Source organism: Rhodococcus sp. 21391, assembly GCF_016772255.1.
In the GTDB taxonomy this organism is placed as follows: Bacteria; Actinomycetota; Actinomycetes; order Mycobacteriales; family Mycobacteriaceae; genus Rhodococcus_F; species Rhodococcus_F opacus.
Window position 1 is genome coordinate 5,771,176 of the sequence record NZ_CP063781.1, and the last position, 19,231, is coordinate 5,790,406.

Below are 19,231 nucleotides of genomic sequence, written 5' to 3' on the forward strand. Positions count from 1 at the left end.
TTGCGTCAGCTCACTTCCATCGAGAGGATTCGTAGTTCCCGACCCGACGTGACCTCCACGTCCGCACTTCCGCACGGGCACAGCAACACCAGGTCCGTGAGCGCGAAGTCCGCGCCGCACTCACGGCAGTGCGCACCGCCCGGGGTGTGGTCGATGTCGAGACGGGCACCGTGCGCGACGGTCCCTTCGGTGACCAGTTCGAAACAGAACTGCATCGAATCGGCGACCACAGCCGTCAACGCCCCCACCTGCACGCGCACACTGTGGACCGTCCGTCCCGCGGCGGTCTCGCAGACGGCGTCGACGACGCTCTGGGTGATTGCCAACTCGTGCATCACGGCCCCGTTCAGGACTCGTCACCTGTGGATTCGAGCGTAGCGCTTCCCGCCCGTGAGTACTTATTAACCGCGGGCGGTTAATAAGTACTCACGGCAGACGTAGTCTGAGGAATCCGCCATCCACTTCAGGGAGGGCGCATGGACGCCTGGACCATCCGAGACTTCGAACCGGAGGATCTCGAGGCTGTCGTGCGCATGGACAGCAGTTCCACCACCACGGACCAACTGCCCCTGTTCGCGCTCTCGGACGTGGTCGGGAGTCTGCTGAATCGTCACCCCGCGGTCGTCGCGACGAGGGACGGGCACATCATCGGGACGGCGGTCGCTCGCGTCGACGAGGACCGCGCCTGGGTCATGCGGATCTCCCTCGATCCCGAATGGCGTGGGCAGGGGCTCGGCAGCGCCCTGTTGTCGCAGCTCGAGCACCGGCTCCTCGCCAGAGGAGTGCGACGGGTGACCGCCCTCCTCCCCGAAGGGGAGACCGGTGCGACGGCGCTGACCAATTCCGGATTCACGGCCCGCACCGGAGTCACGTACTACGAGAAGCTCGGAACGGTGTCACCCCGCACGGCCGGGCTTCTGGCGACGCTCGGCGGTGCGGTACCGCCCGCCGGACTGTGGAAACAGGTCGCCGGCATGACCCGGGAGAAATCGCTCATCGAACGCAAGATCGTGCTCCCACTGTCACGGCCGGCGCTGGCCGCCGACCACGGGGTGGCAGCACCCCGCGCGGTGGTGCTGTTCGGGCCTCCGGGAACCGGGAAGACGACGTTCGCGCGTGCCATCGCCAGCCGGCTCGGCTGGCCGTTCGTCGAACTGTTCCCGTCGCGGCTCGCGGCCGCCGAGAGCGGTCTCGCCGCCGGCCTCGGGGAGGCGTTCGCGTCGATGGGCGAACTCGAGCACGTCGTCGTCTTCATCGACGAGGTGGAGGAGGTGGCGGTGCGGCGCCGGCCCGGGGCGCAGTCCGTCGGGGTTGTGAACGAACTGCTGAAGTCGATCGTCAACTTCCGTGAACGCAGCGGACGGTTACTGGTGTGCGCCACCAATTCCGTTCGAGCACTGGATGATGCGTTCCTTCGACACGGACGTTTCGACTACGTGCTGCCGATCGGCGCACCCGACGCGGAGGCCAGACACGCCCTGTGGGAGCGCTATCTCGGCAACGAGCAGGTCGACGTGTCCGCCCTCGTCGCCGCGACCGAGGGCTACACGCCCGCCGATGTCGCGCACGCGGCACGGACCGTGGCGCAGGCGACCTTCGAGTGCAGCGTCGACTCGGGTGGACGCTGCCATGCCGGCACCCAGGACTATCTGGACGTGATCGGCACGGTGCGTCCCACCCTCACCGCCGAGATGATGCGGGCCTTCACGGAGGACATCGCCGGTCATGCCCGCACCTGACCTGTGAGTACTTGTTAACCGCCCGCGGTTAACAAGTACTCACAGGCGTTCGATGAGGGTGGCGTTGGCTGTGCCGCCGCCCTCGCAGATGGTCTGCAGACCGTAGCGGCCGCCGGTGCGCTCGAGTTCGTTGAGGAGGGTGGCCATCAGCTTCGTGCCGGTCGCGCCGAGGGGGTGGCCGAGGGCGATCGCGCCGCCGTTGACGTTGACCTTCGCCGGGTCGGCGCCGATCTCCTTGATCCACGCGAGGACGACCGGCGCGAAGGCCTCGTTGATCTCGACCAGGTCGATATCGTCGATGCTCAGACCCGTCTTCTCCAGCGCGTAACGCGTGGCCGGGATCGGGGCGCTGAGCATGAAGATCGGGTCGGCGCCCCGGGCGCTGAGGTGGTGGATGCGGGCACGGGGAGTCAGGCCGTACCTCTCGACCGCTTCCGGTGAGGCCAGCAGCACCGCGCTCGCGCCGTCGGAGATCTGGCTCGCGACCGCGGCCGTGAGGCGTCCCCCGTCGGTGAGGGTCTTCAAGGCGGCCATCTTCTCGAGGCTGGTCTCGCGGGGACCCTCGTCCGTCGTCACGTCACCGAACGGGACGATCTCGCGGTCGAAGCGACCCTCGGCGATGGCCGTCCGCGCCCGCTGGTGGCTCTGCAGCGCCCAGCGCTCGAGTTCCTCGCGGCTGATGTCCCACTTGTCCGCGATCAGTTCGGCGCCGTTGAACTGCGACACTTCCTGGTCGCCGTAGCGTTCCGTCCAGCCCGTCGATCCGCCGAAGGGGGTGTCGAATCCGTACTGCTGACCGACCACCATCGCCGAGGCGATCGGGATCTGGCTCATGTTCTGCACCCCGCCGGCGACGATCAGGTCGGCGGTGCCGCTCAGGATCGCCTGCGCACCGAAGTGCACGGCCTGCTGACTGGACCCGCACTGCCGGTCGACGGTGACCCCCGGGACTTCTTCCGGGTAGCCGGCGGCCAGCCACGCGGTGCGGGCGATGTTGCCCGCCTGCCCGCCGATCGCGTCGACGCAACCGAAGACGACGTCGTCGACACCGGCCGGGTCGATGCCCGTGCGCTCGACGAGGGCCTTGATGACGTGCGCACCCAGGTCGGCGGGGTGCACGCCGGACAGGCCACCGTTCTTCTTGCCGATCGGTGTGCGAACGGCGTCGACGATGTAGGCCTCGGTCATGTGAAACTCCTAGTCAGTTACGGGGACTCGCAAGTCCGTCGAGGACGATCGAGAGATATTGCTTGGCGACGGTGTCGACCGTGACCGAGCCGCCGGGCCGGTACCAGCGGACGGCGACCCAGGCGGTGTCGCGGAGGAATCGGAAGGCGAGCTCGACGTCGATGTCGGACCGGAAGCTGCCGTCCTTCACACCCGCCTCGAGCACACCCATCCACAGCTCGCGGAATTCGGTGTTCAGTTCGGACAGGTACGCGAAGCGCTCGTTGGCGACGAGGTGCTTCACCTCGTCCTGGTAGATCGCGACCGCGGAATGCGACGCGTCGATCGCCTCGTAGGACGTGGTGACCAGCGCTTCGAGGGTGGCGCGACTGTCGAGTCCGGACGCGACGATCTCGCGGTACTTGCCGAACAGGTCGTCGAGGAAGCCCCGTAGGATCTCGTCGACCATCGACTCCTTCGAGTCGAAGTGGTGGTACAGGCTGCCCGACAGGATGCCCGCGGCGTCGGCGATGTCGCGCACGGTGGTGGCCCGCAGGCCGCGTTCGGCGAACAGGGTGGCCGCGATGTCGAGGAGTTCGGTCCGGCGTCCGGACTTGCCGGACGTGTCGTCGGCGGGGGGTGGCGTCATCGTCACATCCTATCAACCAAGCGCTTGTTAGGGCCTTCGGCCCCGTGCGCCTTTCTGGTTGCTCGAGCTACCGAAAAGGCGCACGGGCGGCTACGCCCTCTGCGACGAGACCGACACGACCTCACCGGTGAGGTAGGTGGTGTAGTCGCTGGCGAGCATGGCGATGGTGGCGGCGATTTCCCACACCTCGGCGGCGCGGCCGAACGCCTCGTCGGACGCCAGCTTGTCGAGGAGTTCCTCGCTGGTCACCTTCGCGAGGAAGGCGTGCCTCGCGATGGACGGCGCGACGGCGTTGATCCGGACGCCGTACTCGGCGGCCTCGATCGCGCTGCACCGGGTCAGCGCCATGACGCCGGCCTTCGCGGCCGCGTAGTGCGCCTGCGAGTGCTGCGCCCGCCACCCGAGGACGGACGCGTTGTTGACCAGTACGCCGTTGTGCGGGGCCTCCTTGAAGTAGCGCAGTGCGGCGCGGGTGGCCCGGAACGTTCCGTTCAGGGTGATGTCGAGGACGCGGTCCCACTCCTCGTCCGTCATGTCGACGAGCGGGGTCTCGCCGCCGAGTCCGGCGTTGTTGACGAGCACGTCGATCCTGCCCAGCGCGTCGGCGGCGCCGGAGATCAGAGCGTCCACCTGCTCCGTGCTGGACACGTCACACGTCAGCGCTTCGACCGCCTGACCGGGGAACTCGGCGGCCAGTTTCTCCTTGGTCTCGAGGAGTCGACGCTCGTGCCAGTCGGACACCAGCACGTCGGCGCCCTCGAGCAGGGCGCGTCGCGCGGACGCGAATCCGATGCCGGTGCCCGCCGCGGCGGTGACGACGACCTTCTTGCCTTTCAACAGGTCGTGACCCGGAGTCTCGACGGGCGCGGTGGCGAGCGGAGTAGTAGTCATGAACGGGCCTCTCGGGGAAGTCCGAGCACGCGCTCGGAGATGATGTTGCGCTGGATCTCGTTGGATCCGCCGTAGATGGTGTCGGCGCGGGTGAACAGGAACAGTCGCTGCCAATCGCCCAGTTCCAGGTGTTCGGGGTCCGTGACGTCGGACGCCGGATCAGCCGGGGCGAGCAGCGACGCCGCGCCCTGCACTTCCATGGCCAGCTGTCCGAGGTCGCGGTGCCAGTTGGCCCAGAGCAGCTTCGCGACGGACGCCTCCGCGCCGGACGTCCCGGCGTCGACCGCCTCCAGGGTGCGCAGGGCGTGTGCCCGCATCACCCGCAGCCCGACCCACGCGCGGGCGATCTTCTCGCGGATGTTGGGGTCGGTCGCCGCACCGTTGGCTTTCGCGAGGTCGACGACGCCCTGCAGTTCGCGGGCGAAACCGATCTGCTGGCCGAGCGTGGACACGCCGCGCTCGAAGGTGAGCAGACCCATCGCGACCCGCCAGCCGTCGCCCGGTTCCCCGACCACCAGATCCGCGTCGGTGACGGCGTCGTCGAAGAACACCTCATTGAACTCGGACGTGCCGGTCAACTGCTGGATGGGCCGGACCGTGACGCCGGGCTGGTCGAGCGGGACGAGCAGGAAGCTCAGGCCCTGGTGCCGCTTGGATCCCGGTTCGGTACGGCAGAGGACGAACGCCCACTGGGCGACGTGCGCGAGGGACGTCCACACCTTCTGCCCGTTGATCACCCACTTGTCACCGTCGAGGCGGGCGGTGGTGGATACGTTCGCGAGGTCGGAACCGGCGCCCGGCTCGGAGTAGCCCTGCGCCCACAGTTCGGTCACGGTGTTGATCCCGGGAAGGAAGCGGTGCTTCTGCTCCTCGGTGCCGAAGGCGATGAGCGTCGGCCCGAGCAGTTCCTCGCCGACATGGCTGACTCGCGCCGGCGCCCCCGACTTCGCATACTCCTGATGGAACACCACCTGTTGTGCCAGCGTGGCTCCGCGCCCGCCGTGCTCTGTCGGCCAGCCGAGGCAGGTCCATCCCGCTGCGGCGAGATGACGGTCCCAGGCGAGCCGTTCCTCGAAGAACTCGTGCTCGCTGCCGGGGCCGCCTTTGCCTTTCAGCCGGGCGAAGTCGCCGGTGAGGTTGTCGTTCAGCCACGTCCTGACGGTCTGCGCAAAGTCGTCGTCGGTGATCAGCCCGTCCGGGCTCTCGCTCTGGTCCACGTCTGTAAGATAACCTACCAAGCACTTGCTAGGTAGGTAGGGAGCCCAGTGACCGAACAACCGACAACCACCCCGTCCGCCCTGAAACGGGCCGCACGCGAATTCGGCGAGCTCACAGCCGTGGCGGACGGCGACGTCCGTCTGACCTTCACACAACTGCACGACCGTGTCCGCGATTTCGCCGCAGCACTCAGCTCACAGGACGTGCGCCCCGGCGATCACGTCGCGGTGTGGTCGCCCAACACGTATCACTGGGTGGTCGCGGCGCTCGGCATCCACTACGCCGGCGCGACTCTCGTCCCGATCAACACCCGGTACACGGCCACCGAGGCCCTCGACATTCTCGAGCGAACCAAGACCACCGCACTGGTGGTCGCGGGCAAATTCCTCGGCACCGACCGGTATGCGGCGCTGCGCGACGAGTCGAGCACCCTCGACCTGCCGACCGTCGTCCGGGTTCCGGTCGACGGCGGCGACGTCGAGGTTCCCGGCGTCTTCGACTTCGACGACTTCCTCGCCCTCGCCGACGAGGACACGCGCGCCGAGGCCGACGCCCGCGCGGCCGCCGTCTCCCCCGACGACGTCTCCGACGTCATGTTCACGTCGGGCACGACGGGCCGCAGCAAGGGCGTGATGAGTGCGCACCGGCAGTCGGTGGGCATCGCGCAGGCGTGGGGCGAGTGCGCCGAGGTGACCTCCGACGACAACTACCTGATCATCAACCCGTTCTTCCACACCTTCGGGTACAAGGCGGGGTTCCTAGTGTGCCTGCTGAACGGGGCGACGGTAGTCCCGATGGCGGTGTTCGACGTTCCGAAGGTGATGGCGACCGTGCACGACGAGCAGATCACCGTGCTCCCCGGCGCCCCGACGATCTTCCAATCGATCCTCGACCACCCGGACCGCCCGAAGTATGACCTGTCCAGCCTGCGGGTCGCGATCACGGGCGCGGCCGCGGTTCCGGTCGCCCTGGTGGAACGGATGCAGTCGGAGCTGAGCTTCGACGCCGTCCTCACCGCCTACGGTCAGACGGAGGCGGTGGTGGTCACGATGTGCCGGACCGACGACGACCCGGTGACAGTCTCGACCACTTCGGGTCGCGCCATCCCCGGGATGGAGGTCCGGATCGGCGACCAGGGCGAGATCCTGGTCCGCGGCGAGAACGTGATGCTCGGTTACCTCGACGACCCCGAATCGACCGCCAAAACCATCGATGCGGACGGCTGGTTGCACACCGGCGACGTCGGGACCCTGGACGACCGCGGTTACGTCGACATCACCGACCGCCTCAAGGACATGTACATCTCCGGCGGTTTCAACGTGTATCCCGCTGAGGTGGAGAACGCTCTTGCCCGACTCGACGGCGTCGCGGAGTCTGCCGTCATCGGCGTTCCCGACCAGCGCATGGGCGAGGTCGGGCGGGCCTACGTGGTCGCCAAGCCGGGCTCGACGCTCGCCGAGGACGACGTGGTCGCGTTCTGCAAGGAGCGACTCGCCAACTTCAAGGTGCCCCGGTCGGTGCGCTTCGTGGACTCCCTCCCCCGGAATCCCTCCGGGAAGGTCATGAAAAACGTTCTGCGTGAGGAGAAGAAATGACGGTTCCGGACGAGGGTGACGTCGTCACCTATGAGGTGCGTGACGGTGTCGCATTCGTGACGCTCAACCGCCCCGACTACCGCAACGCCCAGAACTCGGTGATGACGTACGCCCTCGACGCCGCGTTCGAGCGGGCGGTCGAGGACGACGACGTGAAGGTGATCGTCCTCGCCGGCAACGGCAAGCACTTCAGCGCCGGGCACGACATCGGCACCCCGGGCCGGGACCATCACGTGCATTACGACAACAAGGCCGTGATGTGGTGGGACCACGTCGACAAGCCGGGTGGCGACCAGCGGTTCGCCCGCGAGATGGAGGTCTATCTCGGGATGTGCCGTCGCTGGCGCGAGATCCCGAAGCCGACCATCGCGATGATCCAGGGCGCCTGCATCGCCGGCGGTCTGATGTTGGCGTGGGTGTGCGACCTCATCGTGGCGTCGGACGACGCTTTCTTCTCCGATCCGGTCGTACGTATGGGCATTCCGGGGGTCGAGTACTTCGCGCACCCGTGGATGCTCGGACCGCGGTTCGCGAAGGAAATCCTCTTCACCGGCGACCGGTTCACCGCGCAGCGCGCCTACGAGGTGGGCATGGTCAACCGCGTCGTGCCCCGCGAGGACCTGGAGCAGGAGACGCTCGCGATCGCCGGACGCATCGCCGCCATGCCCCGGTTCGGGCTCGCGCTCACCAAGAAGGCCGTCAACCAGTGCGAGGACCAGATGGGCATGCGGAACGGCATGGACTCCGTCTTCGGTCTCCACCACTTCGCGCACGCGCACAACGCCGAGATCGACACCGATCCGCTCGGCGGCATGGACGCCAAGTCGATGGCGGCCAGTGCGCGCAACTCGAACGAAGGGGCGAAGTAAGTGGATCTCGAGTTCGACGACGCCACCGTCGCCTTCCGCGAGGAGGTGCGGACCTTCCTGCGCGACAACGTTCCCGCCGAGCCGCTGCCGTCGATGGATACCGCCGAGGGTTTCGAGGCGCACCGCGAGTGGGAACGCACTCTCGCCGACGCCCGGCTGTCGGTGGTGTCGTGGCCGGAGGAACTGGGCGGACGGGACGCGTCGCTCCTGGAATGGGTGGTGTTCGAGGAGGAATACTACCGCTCGGGTGCGCCCGGGCGCGTCAGCCAGAACGGCATCTTCCTGCTCGCCCCGACACTGTTCGAGCACGCGAACGCCGAGCAGTTGGCCCGCATCATGCCGCGGATGGCCCGCGCCGACGACATCTGGGCGCAGGCCTGGTCGGAGCCGGAGTCGGGTAGCGACCTCGCGTCGCTCCGTTCCACCGCCCGGCGCGTCGACGGCGGCTGGGTGCTGAACGGGCAGAAGACGTGGAGTTCGCGGGCGAGCTTCGCGGACTGGGGTTTCGGGCTGTTCCGGTCCGACCCGGACGCCCAGCGGCACAAGGGCATCACGTATTTCATGTTCGACCTGCGCTCGAAGGGTGTGACCGTGCGCCCGATCGATCAGCTGGACGGCGAGCCCGGTTTCGCGGAGATCTTCCTCGAGGACGTCTTCGTCCCGGACGACCCCGCGAACCCCGGCGAGTCCGGAGTGATCGGCGGCGTGAACGAAGGCTGGCGCGTGGCGATGAGCACCGCGTCCAACGAACGCGGACTGTCGCTGCGCAGCCCGGGCCGTTTCCTCGCGACGGTCGACCGGCTGGTCGAACTGTTCCGGGACAGCGGCCGCACCGACGACGCGGCCCTGCGAAACAAGGTCGCCGACGCCTGGATCGGCGCCCGCGCCTACCAGCTGAACACGTTCGGCACCGTCACCCGGCTCGCCGACGGCGGGCAGCTGGGCGCCGAATCGTCGATCAACAAGGTGTTCTGGTCGGAGTGGGACATCGCCACCCACGAGACCGCACTCGAACTGCAGGGCGCCTCGGCGGAGCTCGCGGACAACTGGATGGACGGTTACCTGTTCTCCCTGTCCGGTCCGATCTATGCCGGCACCAACGAGATTCAGAAGAACGTGATCGCCGAGCGGCTGCTCGGCCTACCGAAGGCGGATCGATGAGATTCACACTCGACTCCTCCCATCAGGACTTCGCGTCCAGCATCGACGCCCTGCTGTCGAAGGCGGACATGCCGGCGGTGATCCGGTCGTGGAACACCGGTGACACGGGTCCGGGTCTGAAGGTATGGCAGCGCCTTGCCGAGACCGGCGTCAACGGACTGCTCATCGCGGACGAGCACGACGGACTGGGCGCCGACGCCGTCGACCTCGTCGTGGCCGTCGAACAACTCGGCCGCCATGCCGTTCCCGGCCCCGTGGCCGAGACCGTCGCGGTCGTGCCGGTGCTGCTCGCGCAGGTGGCCCCGGACCGGTTGGCGGCGTTGGCATCCGGTTCACTCGCCACGGTCGCGGCGGCCCCGCACGTGCCGTTCGCCGTCGATGCGGACTCCGCCGATCTGGTCCTGCTCGTCGATGGTGCGACGGTGAGCCTCGGACAGGCCGGGGTGGTGCAGAACTCGGTGGATCAGTCGCGACGGCTGTTCCCCCTCACCGCCGGGGTCGCCCTCGGCGACGTCGACTTCGGGCCCGCGTTCGACCTCGGGGCGTTGGCCATCGCCGCCCAGTTGCAGGGACTCGGGCAGACCCTGCTCGACGTCACCACCGACTACGCCAAGCAGCGCAAGCAGTTCGGCAAGGTGATCGGACAGTTCCAGGCCATCAAACATCATCTGGCCGAGGTCGCGGTCGGGCTGGAGATGTCGCGGCCGTTGCTGCACGGTGCGGCGCTGTCGGTGCGGGACGGGTCCGTCGACAGTTCCCGGGACGTCTCGGCGGCGAAGGTGGCGTGCGGGGATGCCGCGTACCGGGCGGCGCGGGTGGCGCTGCAGGTGCACGGCGCCATCGGCTACACGCAGGAACACGACCTGTCGAAGTGGCTCACCAAGGTCCGGGCACTGGTCACGGCCTGGGGCACGCCGGCGTTTCACCGTGGCCGCGTCGTCGACTCGCTTGTGGAGGCGTCATGAGTTTCGACAACGAGGAGCGGGCGGCGCTCCGGTCGTCGGTCCGGGATCTGCTGGGTAAGCACTCCGACTCCGCCGCCGTCCGCCGGGCGATCACCACCGACCACGGTTACGACGACGCCCTGTGGTCCACGTTGTGCGAGCAGATCGGCGTCGCCGCCCTCGCCGTTCCGGAGAAGTACGACGGCGTGGGGGCGTCGCTGCTGGAAGTGCATGTGGTGCAGGAAGAACTGGGCCGCACGCTGACGCCGTCGCCGATGCTGGGCAGCGCCGTGCTGGCCGCGCAGGCGCTGATGCTGTCGGGGGACGACGACGCGTGCGCCCGACTGCTGCCCGGCATCGCGGCGGGTTCGGTGGCCGCGCTGTGCTGGGCGGGTGCGGACGGCTGGTCCGGTTTCGGGGTCACTTCGTCGGGCGAGGCGCTGTCGGGGACGGCGTCGTACGTGCTCGGCGGTGACGTCGCGGACGTGCTGTTGGTTCTCACGTCCGAAGGCCTGTTCGAGGTCGACACGGCGGCGGACGGCGTGACGCGTCGTCGCGTCCCGGCGATGGATCCGACGCGTCCGCTGTCGGAGGTGATCTTCGACGGCGTCGCGGCGCGCAGGCTCGTCTCCCCCACCGACCTCGTCGACCAGGTGCGCACGGTCGCACTGGTCGCGTTGTCGGCGGAACAGGTGGGCGCGGCGTCCGCGGCGCTGGAGCAGACGGTCGAGTACGCGAAGTCGCGCAAGCAGTTCGGCCGGGCGATCGGGTCGTTCCAGGCGCTCAAGCACCGCATGGCCGACATGTACGCCCTCGTCGAGACGGCCCGGTCCATGTCGTACGCCGCGGCGCTGTCGGGGACGCACGAGGACGCCGTCATCGCGAAGGTGTACTGCTCGGAGGCGCTGCAGCACGTCGCGGCGGAGGCCATCCAGTTGCACGGCGGCATCGCGATCACGTGGGAACACGACGCGCAGCTGTACTTCAAACGTGCGCACGGGAGTGCACAGCTCTTCGGGCAGCCGCGCGAGTACCTGCCCGAGCTCGCCACCACCGCCGGGCTGTAGGCGGCTCCGCCGCCCGTGCGCCTTTCTGGTAGCTGGAACGACCAAAAAGGCTCACGGGCGCAGCCCCTCCAAGTAGCTCGCGACCCCGTCTTCATCGTTGCTGGGCAGGACGTGGTCGGCGAGGGCGAGGACTTCCGGCAGCGCGTTGGACGGGCAGAGTGCCGTGCCCGCCCACGTCAGCATCGGGACGTCGTTGATGGCGTCCCCGGCCACGGCGACCTCCTCCGTCGAGATCCCGTCGACCGCGCAGAGCTCGGCGAGCGCACTCGCCTTGGACACGCCGGACGCCGCCATCTCGACGTACGGCGCGCCGGAGTGCGTCAGCTCGACGCCGTCGACCCCGGCCGCCACCGCCGCCCGGTACAGCTCCGCGCTGGGAACCTCCGGGTGCCGGGCAACGATCTTCACCATCGGCTCGTCGATGTCGGGCAGCAGTTCCGACAAAGTCATCTCGTGCGGGTGCCGGTGGTGGTCGGCGAACTCGCACAACGCCGCGTACGCCGGTTCTGCGACGAAGCGCGTCGGGCCGATGTTCGCGAACACGACACCGGGCACCAACGTCCGCACCCGGTCCATCGCCGCCGCGGCCGACGCCATCGCGATGGTCGTCGTCGCCGTGATCACCGGGGTTCCGTCGGCCAGATCGAGGACCACCGCCCCGTTCGCGCAGATCGCCTTGCCGCGGAATCCGCACGACTGCGCCAGCTCGTGCACCGAATGCCGGGCGCGGGCCGTTGCCCACACCACCTCGACCCCCGACAGTCGCGCATCTTCCATGGCCTGCGCGGTGCGCGGGGAGATCGTGCGGTCCGACCGCAGCAGGGTGCCGTCGAGGTCCGTCGCCAACAGCCGAATTTGCGTCACCTCCGCATGATGCCAGGCGGCGCATGTACCCCTCACGACCCCACCGCAGTCGATAGCCTGGACAGCATGAGTCCTCGAGTACCCAGCATCGTGCTGAATTCCGGAACCATCCTCCCGCAGCTCGGCTTGGGAGTCTGGCAGGCGGACAACGACGAGACCGAACACGCCGTCGGCTTCGCCCTGGACGAGGCGGGCTACCGGCACATCGACACCGCCGCCGCATACGGCAACGAGGAGGGTGTGGGACGCGGCATCGCGAATTCGGGTGTCGCCCGCGAAGACATCTTTCTCACCACCAAGTTGTGGAACGCGGATCAGGGCTACGAACCGGCGTTGAAGGCGTTCGACGCCAGCCTCGGACGACTCGGCGTCGATTATGTCGACCTGTACCTGATCCATTGGCCGCTGCAGGACGACGACCGCATCCTCCGCACGTGGGATGCGCTGGAGAAGATCGCCGAGTCCGGTCGCGCGAAGGCGATCGGTGTGTGCAATTTCGAACCGCGTCACCTGCAGTTGCTGATCGACCGGGGCGGTGTCGTTCCGGCGGTCGATCAGGTGGAGTTGCACCCGCATCTGGCGCAGCAGGAGATCCGGACGTTCGCCGTCGAACACGGCATCGCCGTCGAGTCGTGGAGCCCGCTCGGTGGCACCAGCAACTCGGGGTGGGGTGACGACTCGAAGCCGAACACGCTGCTCACCGACCCGATCATCACCCGCATCGGCGACCGGCACAGCAAGAGCGCCGCGCAGGTGCTGATCCGCTGGCACCTGCAGAGCGGGCTGATCGTCATCCCCAAGTCGGTCCACGAGTCGCGGATCCGCGAAAACATCGACGTGTTCGATTTCGAGCTCAGCGAGCAGGACCTCAGCGAGATCGAGACGATGGACGACGGCACCCGTGTCGGCGCCCACCCGGACGAGTTGAACATCGACGCACCGGAGTAGGCGGCTTCGCCGGCCGTGCGCTTTTTTGGCTGTTCCAGCAACCAAAAAGGCGCACGGGCGCGGAGCGCCTAGAGCTTCACCGGCATCTCCTCGAGCCCGGACACGAAGTTGGCAGGACGACGCCGCAGCGGGCCGTCGTCGACGAGCACCATGCCCGGCAGCCGCGACAGCAGTTGCTCGAACATGATCTTCGCTTCGAGCCGGGCGAGTTGGTTGCCGAGGCAGAAGTGGGTGCCGAAACCGAACGCGACGTGCGGGTTCGGCGACCGTTCGATGTCGAACACCTCGGGATGCTCGAACACCGACTCGTCGAAGTTGGCGGATTCGAACAGCAGCATCATTTTCTCGCCCTGGCGCAGATCGGTTCCGAAGAATTCGACGTCGCGGGTGACCGTGCGGCACATGTTCTTGATCGGCGACGACCAGCGCAGCATCTCCTCGACGGCCGCCGGAATACCGTCGGGGTCGTTCACGAGACGCTGTTGCTGGTCGGGGTGACGCATCAGTTGTTCCATGCCGCCGCTGAGGACGTGCCGGGTGGTCTCGTCGCCGCCGATCAGGATCAGCAGGGTTTCGCCGATGATGTCCGGGTCGCTGAGCCGGTGCCCGTCGATCTCGCTGTGCACGAGGATGCTGGTGAGGTCGTCCGTCGGATTCTGCCGCCGCTCCTCGATGGTGCGGAGCGTGAATTCGTTGAATGCCAGGTACGCGTTGGCCTGTGCCTGAAGTTCCTCCGGGGTGGCGTTGCTGCCGAGGGCGTTCATCAGGTCGTCGGACCATTGCAGGAACGTGTCGCGTTCCTCGGGCCGCACGCCGAGCATGTCGCCGACGACGGCCATGGGGAGCGGCGCGGCCAGGTCGCGCACGAAGTCCACTTCGTCCTTGTCGCGCGCGGCGTCGATGAGGTGATCGCAGATCTCCCGGATCCGGTCGATCTTCGCTTCCACCTGCTTGCGGGTGAAGCCGGCGTTGACGAGTCGGCGATGCTGCAGGTGCTGCGGGTCGTCCATGTCGATCATCTGCGGCAGCGGGCCTACCCCGGGCCGGATTCCGCCCGCGTTGGAGAACAACTCCGGATTGCGTTCGGCCGCCAGGACGGCCTCGTACGATGCGGCGCCGAGAATCCCGTCCGCGCGATACACCGGTTGGTGGGCGCGCATCCATGCGTAGGCCTGCCGCGGGTCGCCGAGCTCGCCCGAGTAGAACCGTCCGTCGATCAGATCGAACTGCGGTCTGTCCGTCATCGAGGTACTCCTCAGCATTGAATCCCGCCAATCGTGCCCTAATAATAGAACGTGTTCTTACTATGACGCAGTGGTATAGCGGCGAGTTTCAAGGATCCTCGGCTCGAGAATTGACACGAGTTCTATTACCTGGAGGTGGACGTGGTTACCAACGACGGCAGCAGCGGGCTCGCGAAGACGTCCGTACTCGTCACCGGCGGCGGCAGTGGTATCGGACTGGGCGTCGCCACCGCCCTGGCGGCCGAGGGCGTCCACGTCACGATCTGCGGTCGCAGCGAAGAGAAACTGACGCGTGCAGCGGAGCAGATCACCGCCGACAATCCCGCGGGGACGGTCGACACGATCACCGCCGACGTCACGAACGAGGACGACGTCATCCGCGCGGTCGCCAAGGCGAGCGAGCGCACCGGGCAACTCGACGGCGTCGTCACGTGCGCAGGCGGGAACGAAACGGTGGGACCGGTGACCCAGCTGGACGTCGACGCGTGGCGGCGGACCGTGGACCTGAACCTCACCGGCACCATGCTGACGATCAAGCATTCCGCCCGGGCGCTCGTCGCCGGGGGCGGCGGTTCCATCGTCACCATCTCCTCGATCGCGAGCAGCAACACCCACCGCTGGTTCGGCGCGTACGGTCCGTCCAAGGCGGGAGTCGACAACCTGACGCAACTCGCCGCCGACGAACTCGGGGCCAGCAACGTCCGCGTCAACTGCATCCGCCCCGGCCTGACCCGCACCGACCTCGTCGCGCTCATCACCGACGGCGGACCCGTCCTCGACGACTACATGGCCAACACCCCGATCGCACGGGTCGGCGAGGTCACCGACATCGCCGCGCTCGCCAAGTTCCTCCTCGGCCCCGACTCCACCTGGATCACGGGGCAGATCATCAACGTCGACGGCGGCCAAATGTTGCGTCGCGGGCCCGACTTCACGTCGATGTTCGAGCCCATGTTCGGCGCCGACGGTCTGCGCGGGGTGGTCGCGCCGTGACGTCGCATCAGGTTCTCGGCAAGCAGGTCGACATGCCCGTGCAGATCCGGGCCGCGTCGGCGTTCATGGCGATGTATTCGGTGCCGACCGCCGCCGCCCAGTCGCTGATCGACTCCTCCGGACTGGAGATCCTGCAGTTCCGGCCCGGACGCGGCATCTGCGTGCTCGTGTTCGTCGACTACGTGGACGGCGACCTCGGCCCGTACAACGAATTCGGGGTGGCGTTCCTCGTCCGCGACCATCGGGCCGACGGCACCTCGGTCCGCCGGGACCTGAAGGCGCTGGCCCAGGGCCGGGCCGGGGCGCTGATCCATCAACTGCCCGTCGACGGCGACTTCACCCTGGCCGCCGGTCGCGGCATCTGGGGCTTCCCGAAGGTCCTGGCCGATTTCGACGTCGACCACACCGGTTCCGTCAAGCGCGGTTCGGTGAGCCGGGACGGCCGGTTGATCGCCCAGTTGAGCGTCAAACCGGGCATCGCGGTGCCGGGTTCGGGGACCGGCACGTCGCTCGCCGCCTATTCGCACCTCGACGAACTCACCCGGTTCACCACCTGGGACATGAACCCGACCGGGGTCCGCTCCCGGCCCGGAGGCGCGGAGCTGAAACTGGGCAGCCACCCGATCGCGGACGAATTGCGGTCGCTGGGACTTCCGAAACGGGCACTCCTCACGTCCTCGATCCCCGAATTGAAGATGACGTTCGGGGACGCGCGGCCCGTCTGACCGCACGTGAGTGGCGAAGCGTGCCCGCGCACGCTTCGCCACTCACATGGGGGTTGCGCCGATTACCGAACTGGGGTCCAATACCGGCTACGGTTCTGGACGCTTGACCAATTCGTGGCACCCCCGGGGGGCGGCCGCCGAAAGGACGATCGGTAGTGCAGATCAGACGACGCAGCGTGCTCGCGGGGGCGGCCCTGACTCCGGCGTTCGCCGCGCTCGGTTCCGGGACGGCGGCCGCAGAACCCGCGACCGACGGCGACGGCGAATTCCTCGTCGGTGTCGGCATTTCCGACGCCACCGGGCCGGTCGCCGACGTCGGGATGATGGGGTACTCCAGTTTCGAGCAGCGCGCCGAGGGACTGCATCAGCGGACCCGTGCGCGGGCGTTCGTGTTCGCCGAGCCCGACAGGCAGCGCGTGGTCTACGTGTGCGTCGACGTGTGCATGATCTTCCAGTCCGTGCACGACGCCGTACTCGCCCGGCTCGCGGAACTCCACGGCGACCTGTACACCGAGCGGAACGTCATGCTCACGGCGGTGCACTCCCACGCGGCGTGCGGCGGCGCGTCCCACGACTACGCCTACAACCTCGCCGTGCTCGGCCACAACCGTCAGGTGTTCGACGCCGAGGTCGGTGGCATCGTCGAGGCGATCACCGCCGCGCACGATTCCCTCGCCCCCGGTTCGGTGTCGTACGGCCGCAGCGAACTCACCGATGCCAGCGTCAACCGTTCGCGGATCGCCTTCGACCGCAACCCCGCCGAGGACCGGGACTACTATCCCCTGGGCATCGACACGTCGATGCGGGTCCTGCGAATCACGCAGGGCGGCAGAGACGTCGGGGCGATCAACTGGTTCCCGACCCACGGCGCTTCGCTCACCGACACGAACCATCTGATCTCCGGTGACAACAAGGGCGCGGCCGCCTACTTCTGGGAGCACGACCACGAGGGTGTCCGTTACCTCGACGACCAGAAGCCGCATTTCGTCGCCGCGTTCCCGCAGACGAACACCGGCGACATGTCCCCCAACCTCGATCTCCGGCCCGGCCGCGGTCCCACCGACGACGAGTTCGAGAACACCCGCGTCATCGGGCAGCGGCAGGTCGCGGCCGCACGGACGGCCTGGGTGTCGGCGTCGGAGACCCTCACCGGCGGCGTGGACAGCCGAATCATGTACCTCGACATGGCCAATCAGGAGGTCGGCGGCGAATTCACCCCCGACGGCCGCACATACCGGACGTCCCCCGCGTGTGTCGGGGCCGCCATGAGCGCGGGCAGCACCGAGGACGGTCCCGCCATCCCGATCTTCCCGGAGGGCACCACCAATCCGCTCGTCGACGCACTCGGTGGGATGGACGCGCCGATCCCGCAGTGGCTGCAGGATGCGCAGGCCCCGAAACTCGTGCTGGTGGCCGTCGGCCTGCTGCCACCCGACGGGTGGGTTCCGCACGTGCTGAAGATTCAGATCCTCCGCATCGGCGGCGTGTACGTCGTGGGCGGCCCAGCGGAATTCACGATCGTGTCCGGGCTGCGGATCCGCCGCACCGTCGCCGACAGACTCGACGTCCCGCTGGAGAACGTGATCTTCCAGGGTTACGCCAACTCGTACGCGAGTTACTGCACCACCCCGCAGGAGTACGACGCGCAGCAGTACGAGGGCGGCTCGACCCTGTTCGGCCGATACACACTGCCCGCGTACCAGCAGGGATTCGCGGCGCTTGCGGGTGCTTTGCGCACCGGTCGCGACGTTCCCCGCGGCCCGGCACCCCGCGACCTGTCGCGGTTCCAGCCCTACCTCGGTCCGGGCATCGACCGCGACGAGCCGCCCGCAGGCCGCGTCTTCGGCGACGTGCTGACCCAGCCCGCCGCGAAAGCGTCGGCGGGCGAACAGATCGCGGCCGAGTTCGTCACCGGCCACCCCCGGAACGACCCGCGCCGACGTGGCACGTTCCTCGAGATCCAGCGCCGCGGCGGCGACGACTGGGTGCGTCACGCCGACGACGGCGACTGGTCCACCAAGTTCCGCTGGACGCGCACCGGGCCGAACCAGTCGGTCGCGCGCATCACGTGGGACGTCCCGGACGGAACCCCCGCCGGACGCTACCGTGTGCAGCACTTCGGCAACAGCCGCGACGCGGCGGGCACGATCACCGCGTTCACCGGGACGTCGAACGAATTCGAGGTCGGTTAGCCACCGGGTCTGCGCACCTACCGGGTTTCGTCCGTCAGGTCGAGGGACGATGCGACGTCGAGGAAGTGCCGGATCGCCGGGACCTGTTGCCTGTCGGCGCGATACGCGACCGAGACGGTCGACGCCGCCTGCGGATCGGAGAGCGCAACGTACCGCAGGTCCGGTAGGTGCAGGGCCCTCAGACTGGCGGGGACGATGGTGACGCCCGTGTTCGCGGCAACCAACCCGAGGAGGGTGGGAAACTGCACTGCCTCCTGGGCGGCCTCCAACCGGAAGCCCGCGTGGTGGCACAGGGCGGCGATGTGGTCGTAGAGTCGCGAAACCTGGCCTCGCGGAAAGGTGAGAAACCGCTCGTCGCGCAATTCGACGAGCCGCACCGACGTCCGGTTCGCGAAGGGATGCGACGAGTGCATCGCGACCAGTAGCGGTTCGCGGGTCAGCGGGCGCACCACGATGCCCTCCGCGCGGTCGACTTCCCGCACAAGTCCGATGTCGAGAATTCCGTCGGCGATCCCGGACAGCTGACGGTCGGTCGTCGACTCGGACAGTTCGACCTGGACTCCGGGCCACGCCTTCTGCAGGACGAGCACCGTGGCGGGAACGATCCTCAACGCGGCGGAACTGACGAATCCGATGCGGAGCAGCCCGACCTCACCGTGCGCGACCTGCTCCACTGCCGCCAGTGCATGCTCGGCTTCCGCAAGGACGCGTCTGCCCTCGTCCAGGAGCACCCGGCCCGCGTCGGTCAGCTCGACGCGTCGCGTGGTTCTCTCGAACAGAGTGGTTCGCAGTTCCTTCTCGAACTTGCTGATCTGCTGACTGAGCGCCGGCTGTGCGATGTGCAGGCGTTCCGCAGCGCGCCTGAAGTTCATCTCCTCGGCCACCGTGACGAAGTATCGAAGCTGCCGCAGTTCCACGCGATTGATACTTGCAACTTATCAGTCGGTTGACAATAGGTACTTCTG

At 68.0% G+C, this 19,231-nt stretch carries 18 protein-coding genes; 10 read left to right on the forward strand and 8 right to left on the reverse strand.

The window, feature by feature from the left end; all coding sequences use genetic code 11:
- Positions 1–5: 5 nt before the first annotated feature.
- Positions 6–335, reverse strand: a complete 330-nt coding sequence (locus GO592_RS26600; RefSeq protein ID WP_007300861.1) for a hydrogenase maturation nickel metallochaperone HypA/HybF — start codon at positions 333–335, stop codon at positions 6–8.
- A 141-nt stretch (positions 336–476) separates the two neighbouring features.
- Here GO592_RS26600 and GO592_RS26605 point away from each other — a divergent pair, with 141 nt between their 5' ends.
- Positions 477–1,739: an ATP-binding protein gene (locus GO592_RS26605; protein WP_007300860.1), complete on the forward strand. Its 1,263-nt coding sequence runs from the start codon at positions 477–479 to the stop codon at positions 1,737–1,739.
- Between the two features lie 39 nt (positions 1,740–1,778).
- Here the strand turns inward: GO592_RS26605 and GO592_RS26610 are convergent, their stop codons facing one another.
- From GO592_RS26610 to GO592_RS26625, 4 genes are all read right to left on the reverse strand, one after another.
- Entirely contained in the window at positions 1,779–2,927 is a 1,149-nt protein-coding gene (locus tag GO592_RS26610) for an acetyl-CoA C-acetyltransferase (protein WP_007300859.1), read from the reverse strand.
- A 13-nt stretch (positions 2,928–2,940) separates the two neighbouring features.
- Positions 2,941–3,555: a TetR/AcrR family transcriptional regulator gene (locus GO592_RS26615; RefSeq protein ID WP_005569817.1), complete on the reverse strand. Its 615-nt coding sequence runs from the start codon at positions 3,553–3,555 to the stop codon at positions 2,941–2,943.
- A 90-nt stretch (positions 3,556–3,645) separates the two neighbouring features.
- Positions 3,646–4,446 (reverse strand): SDR family oxidoreductase, encoded by an 801-nt coding sequence (locus tag GO592_RS26620; RefSeq protein ID WP_005569818.1) that lies wholly within the window; start codon positions 4,444–4,446, stop codon positions 3,646–3,648.
- The gene (locus GO592_RS26625) at positions 4,443–5,663 is read right to left on the reverse strand and encodes an acyl-CoA dehydrogenase family protein (RefSeq protein WP_007300858.1); all 1,221 of its coding nucleotides are present in this window, start codon (positions 5,661–5,663) and stop codon (positions 4,443–4,445) included. The genes GO592_RS26620 and GO592_RS26625 overlap by 4 nt, the downstream gene beginning before the upstream one ends.
- A gap of 48 nt (positions 5,664–5,711) precedes the next feature.
- Here GO592_RS26625 and fadD3 point away from each other — a divergent pair, with 48 nt between their 5' ends.
- From fadD3 to GO592_RS26650, 5 genes are read left to right on the forward strand one after another with little or no spacing between them, the layout of a single operon-like run.
- Positions 5,712–7,259, forward strand: coding sequence for a 3-[(3aS,4S,7aS)-7a-methyl-1,5-dioxo-octahydro-1H-inden-4-yl]propanoyl:CoA ligase (gene fadD3 / locus GO592_RS26630; RefSeq protein ID WP_007300857.1), 1,548 nt, complete (start codon positions 5,712–5,714; stop codon positions 7,257–7,259).
- The gene (locus tag GO592_RS26635; protein WP_005254492.1) at positions 7,256–8,128 is read left to right on the forward strand and encodes an enoyl-CoA hydratase; all 873 of its coding nucleotides are present in this window, start codon (positions 7,256–7,258) and stop codon (positions 8,126–8,128) included. Before fadD3 ends, GO592_RS26635 begins: the two co-directional genes overlap by 4 nt.
- Positions 8,129–9,289, forward strand: a complete 1,161-nt coding sequence (locus tag GO592_RS26640; protein WP_007300856.1) for an acyl-CoA dehydrogenase family protein — start codon at positions 8,129–8,131, stop codon at positions 9,287–9,289.
- Positions 9,286–10,254, forward strand: a complete 969-nt coding sequence (locus GO592_RS26645; protein ID WP_007300855.1) for an acyl-CoA dehydrogenase family protein — start codon at positions 9,286–9,288, stop codon at positions 10,252–10,254. Before GO592_RS26640 ends, GO592_RS26645 begins: the two co-directional genes overlap by 4 nt.
- The gene (locus GO592_RS26650) at positions 10,251–11,300 is read left to right on the forward strand and encodes an acyl-CoA dehydrogenase family protein (RefSeq protein ID WP_007300854.1); all 1,050 of its coding nucleotides are present in this window, start codon (positions 10,251–10,253) and stop codon (positions 11,298–11,300) included. The genes GO592_RS26645 and GO592_RS26650 overlap by 4 nt, the downstream gene beginning before the upstream one ends.
- A gap of 51 nt (positions 11,301–11,351) precedes the next feature.
- Here the strand turns inward: GO592_RS26650 and GO592_RS26655 are convergent, their stop codons facing one another.
- Positions 11,352–12,164, reverse strand: a complete 813-nt coding sequence (locus GO592_RS26655; RefSeq protein WP_039952882.1) for an HAD family hydrolase — start codon at positions 12,162–12,164, stop codon at positions 11,352–11,354.
- A gap of 66 nt (positions 12,165–12,230) precedes the next feature.
- Between GO592_RS26655 and GO592_RS26660 the strand changes: the two genes are divergently transcribed.
- The gene (locus GO592_RS26660; RefSeq protein ID WP_039952881.1) at positions 12,231–13,112 is read left to right on the forward strand and encodes an aldo/keto reductase; all 882 of its coding nucleotides are present in this window, start codon (positions 12,231–12,233) and stop codon (positions 13,110–13,112) included.
- 68 nt (positions 13,113–13,180) lie between these two features.
- Here the strand turns inward: GO592_RS26660 and GO592_RS26665 are convergent, their stop codons facing one another.
- Positions 13,181–14,356, reverse strand: a complete 1,176-nt coding sequence (locus GO592_RS26665; protein WP_007300851.1) for a cytochrome P450 — start codon at positions 14,354–14,356, stop codon at positions 13,181–13,183.
- Positions 14,357–14,497: 141 nt separating this feature from the next.
- On the opposite strand from GO592_RS26665, the gene GO592_RS26670 reads away from it, so the two are divergent.
- The 3 genes from GO592_RS26670 (at position 14,498) to GO592_RS26680 (ending at position 18,266) form a co-directional block, all read left to right on the forward strand.
- Positions 14,498–15,349 carry an SDR family oxidoreductase gene (locus tag GO592_RS26670; protein ID WP_172649859.1) on the forward strand — a complete coding sequence of 284 codons (852 nt, stop codon included), beginning with the start codon at positions 14,498–14,500 and terminating at the stop codon, positions 15,347–15,349.
- Positions 15,346–16,074, forward strand: coding sequence for an acetoacetate decarboxylase family protein (locus tag GO592_RS26675; RefSeq protein ID WP_007300849.1), 729 nt, complete (start codon positions 15,346–15,348; stop codon positions 16,072–16,074). The genes GO592_RS26670 and GO592_RS26675 overlap by 4 nt, the downstream gene beginning before the upstream one ends.
- A 155-nt stretch (positions 16,075–16,229) precedes the next feature.
- Positions 16,230–18,266, forward strand: coding sequence for a neutral/alkaline ceramidase (locus tag GO592_RS26680; RefSeq protein WP_007300848.1), 2,037 nt, complete (start codon positions 16,230–16,232; stop codon positions 18,264–18,266).
- Between the two features lie 17 nt (positions 18,267–18,283).
- Here GO592_RS26680 and GO592_RS26685 read toward each other — a convergent pair whose 3' ends face one another.
- Complete coding sequence (locus GO592_RS26685) at positions 18,284–19,183, reverse strand: LysR family transcriptional regulator (RefSeq protein WP_007300847.1); 900 nt, start codon at positions 19,181–19,183, stop codon at positions 18,284–18,286.
- Positions 19,184–19,231: the final 48 nt, after the last annotated feature.

Bases quoted from the DNA above. Each gene is read 5' to 3' on its own strand.
- GO592_RS26600 (WP_007300861.1), bottom strand. From the start codon at position 335: ATGCACGAGTTGGCAATCACCCAGAGCGTCGTCGACGCCGTCTGCGAG.
- GO592_RS26605 (WP_007300860.1), top strand. From the start codon at position 477: ATGGACGCCTGGACCATCCGAGACTTCGAACCGGAGGATCTCGAGGCT.
- GO592_RS26610 (WP_007300859.1), bottom strand. From the start codon at position 2,927: ATGACCGAGGCCTACATCGTCGACGCCGTTCGCACACCGATCGGCAAG.
- GO592_RS26615 (WP_005569817.1), bottom strand. From the start codon at position 3,555: ATGACGCCACCCCCCGCCGACGACACGTCCGGCAAGTCCGGACGCCGG.
- GO592_RS26620 (WP_005569818.1), bottom strand. From the start codon at position 4,446: ATGACTACTACTCCGCTCGCCACCGCGCCCGTCGAGACTCCGGGTCAC.
- GO592_RS26635 (WP_005254492.1), top strand. From the start codon at position 7,256: ATGACGGTTCCGGACGAGGGTGACGTCGTCACCTATGAGGTGCGTGAC.
- GO592_RS26645 (WP_007300855.1), top strand. From the start codon at position 9,286: ATGAGATTCACACTCGACTCCTCCCATCAGGACTTCGCGTCCAGCATC.
- GO592_RS26650 (WP_007300854.1), top strand. From the start codon at position 10,251: ATGAGTTTCGACAACGAGGAGCGGGCGGCGCTCCGGTCGTCGGTCCGG.
- GO592_RS26660 (WP_039952881.1), top strand. From the start codon at position 12,231: ATGAGTCCTCGAGTACCCAGCATCGTGCTGAATTCCGGAACCATCCTC.
- GO592_RS26665 (WP_007300851.1), bottom strand. From the start codon at position 14,356: ATGACGGACAGACCGCAGTTCGATCTGATCGACGGACGGTTCTACTCG.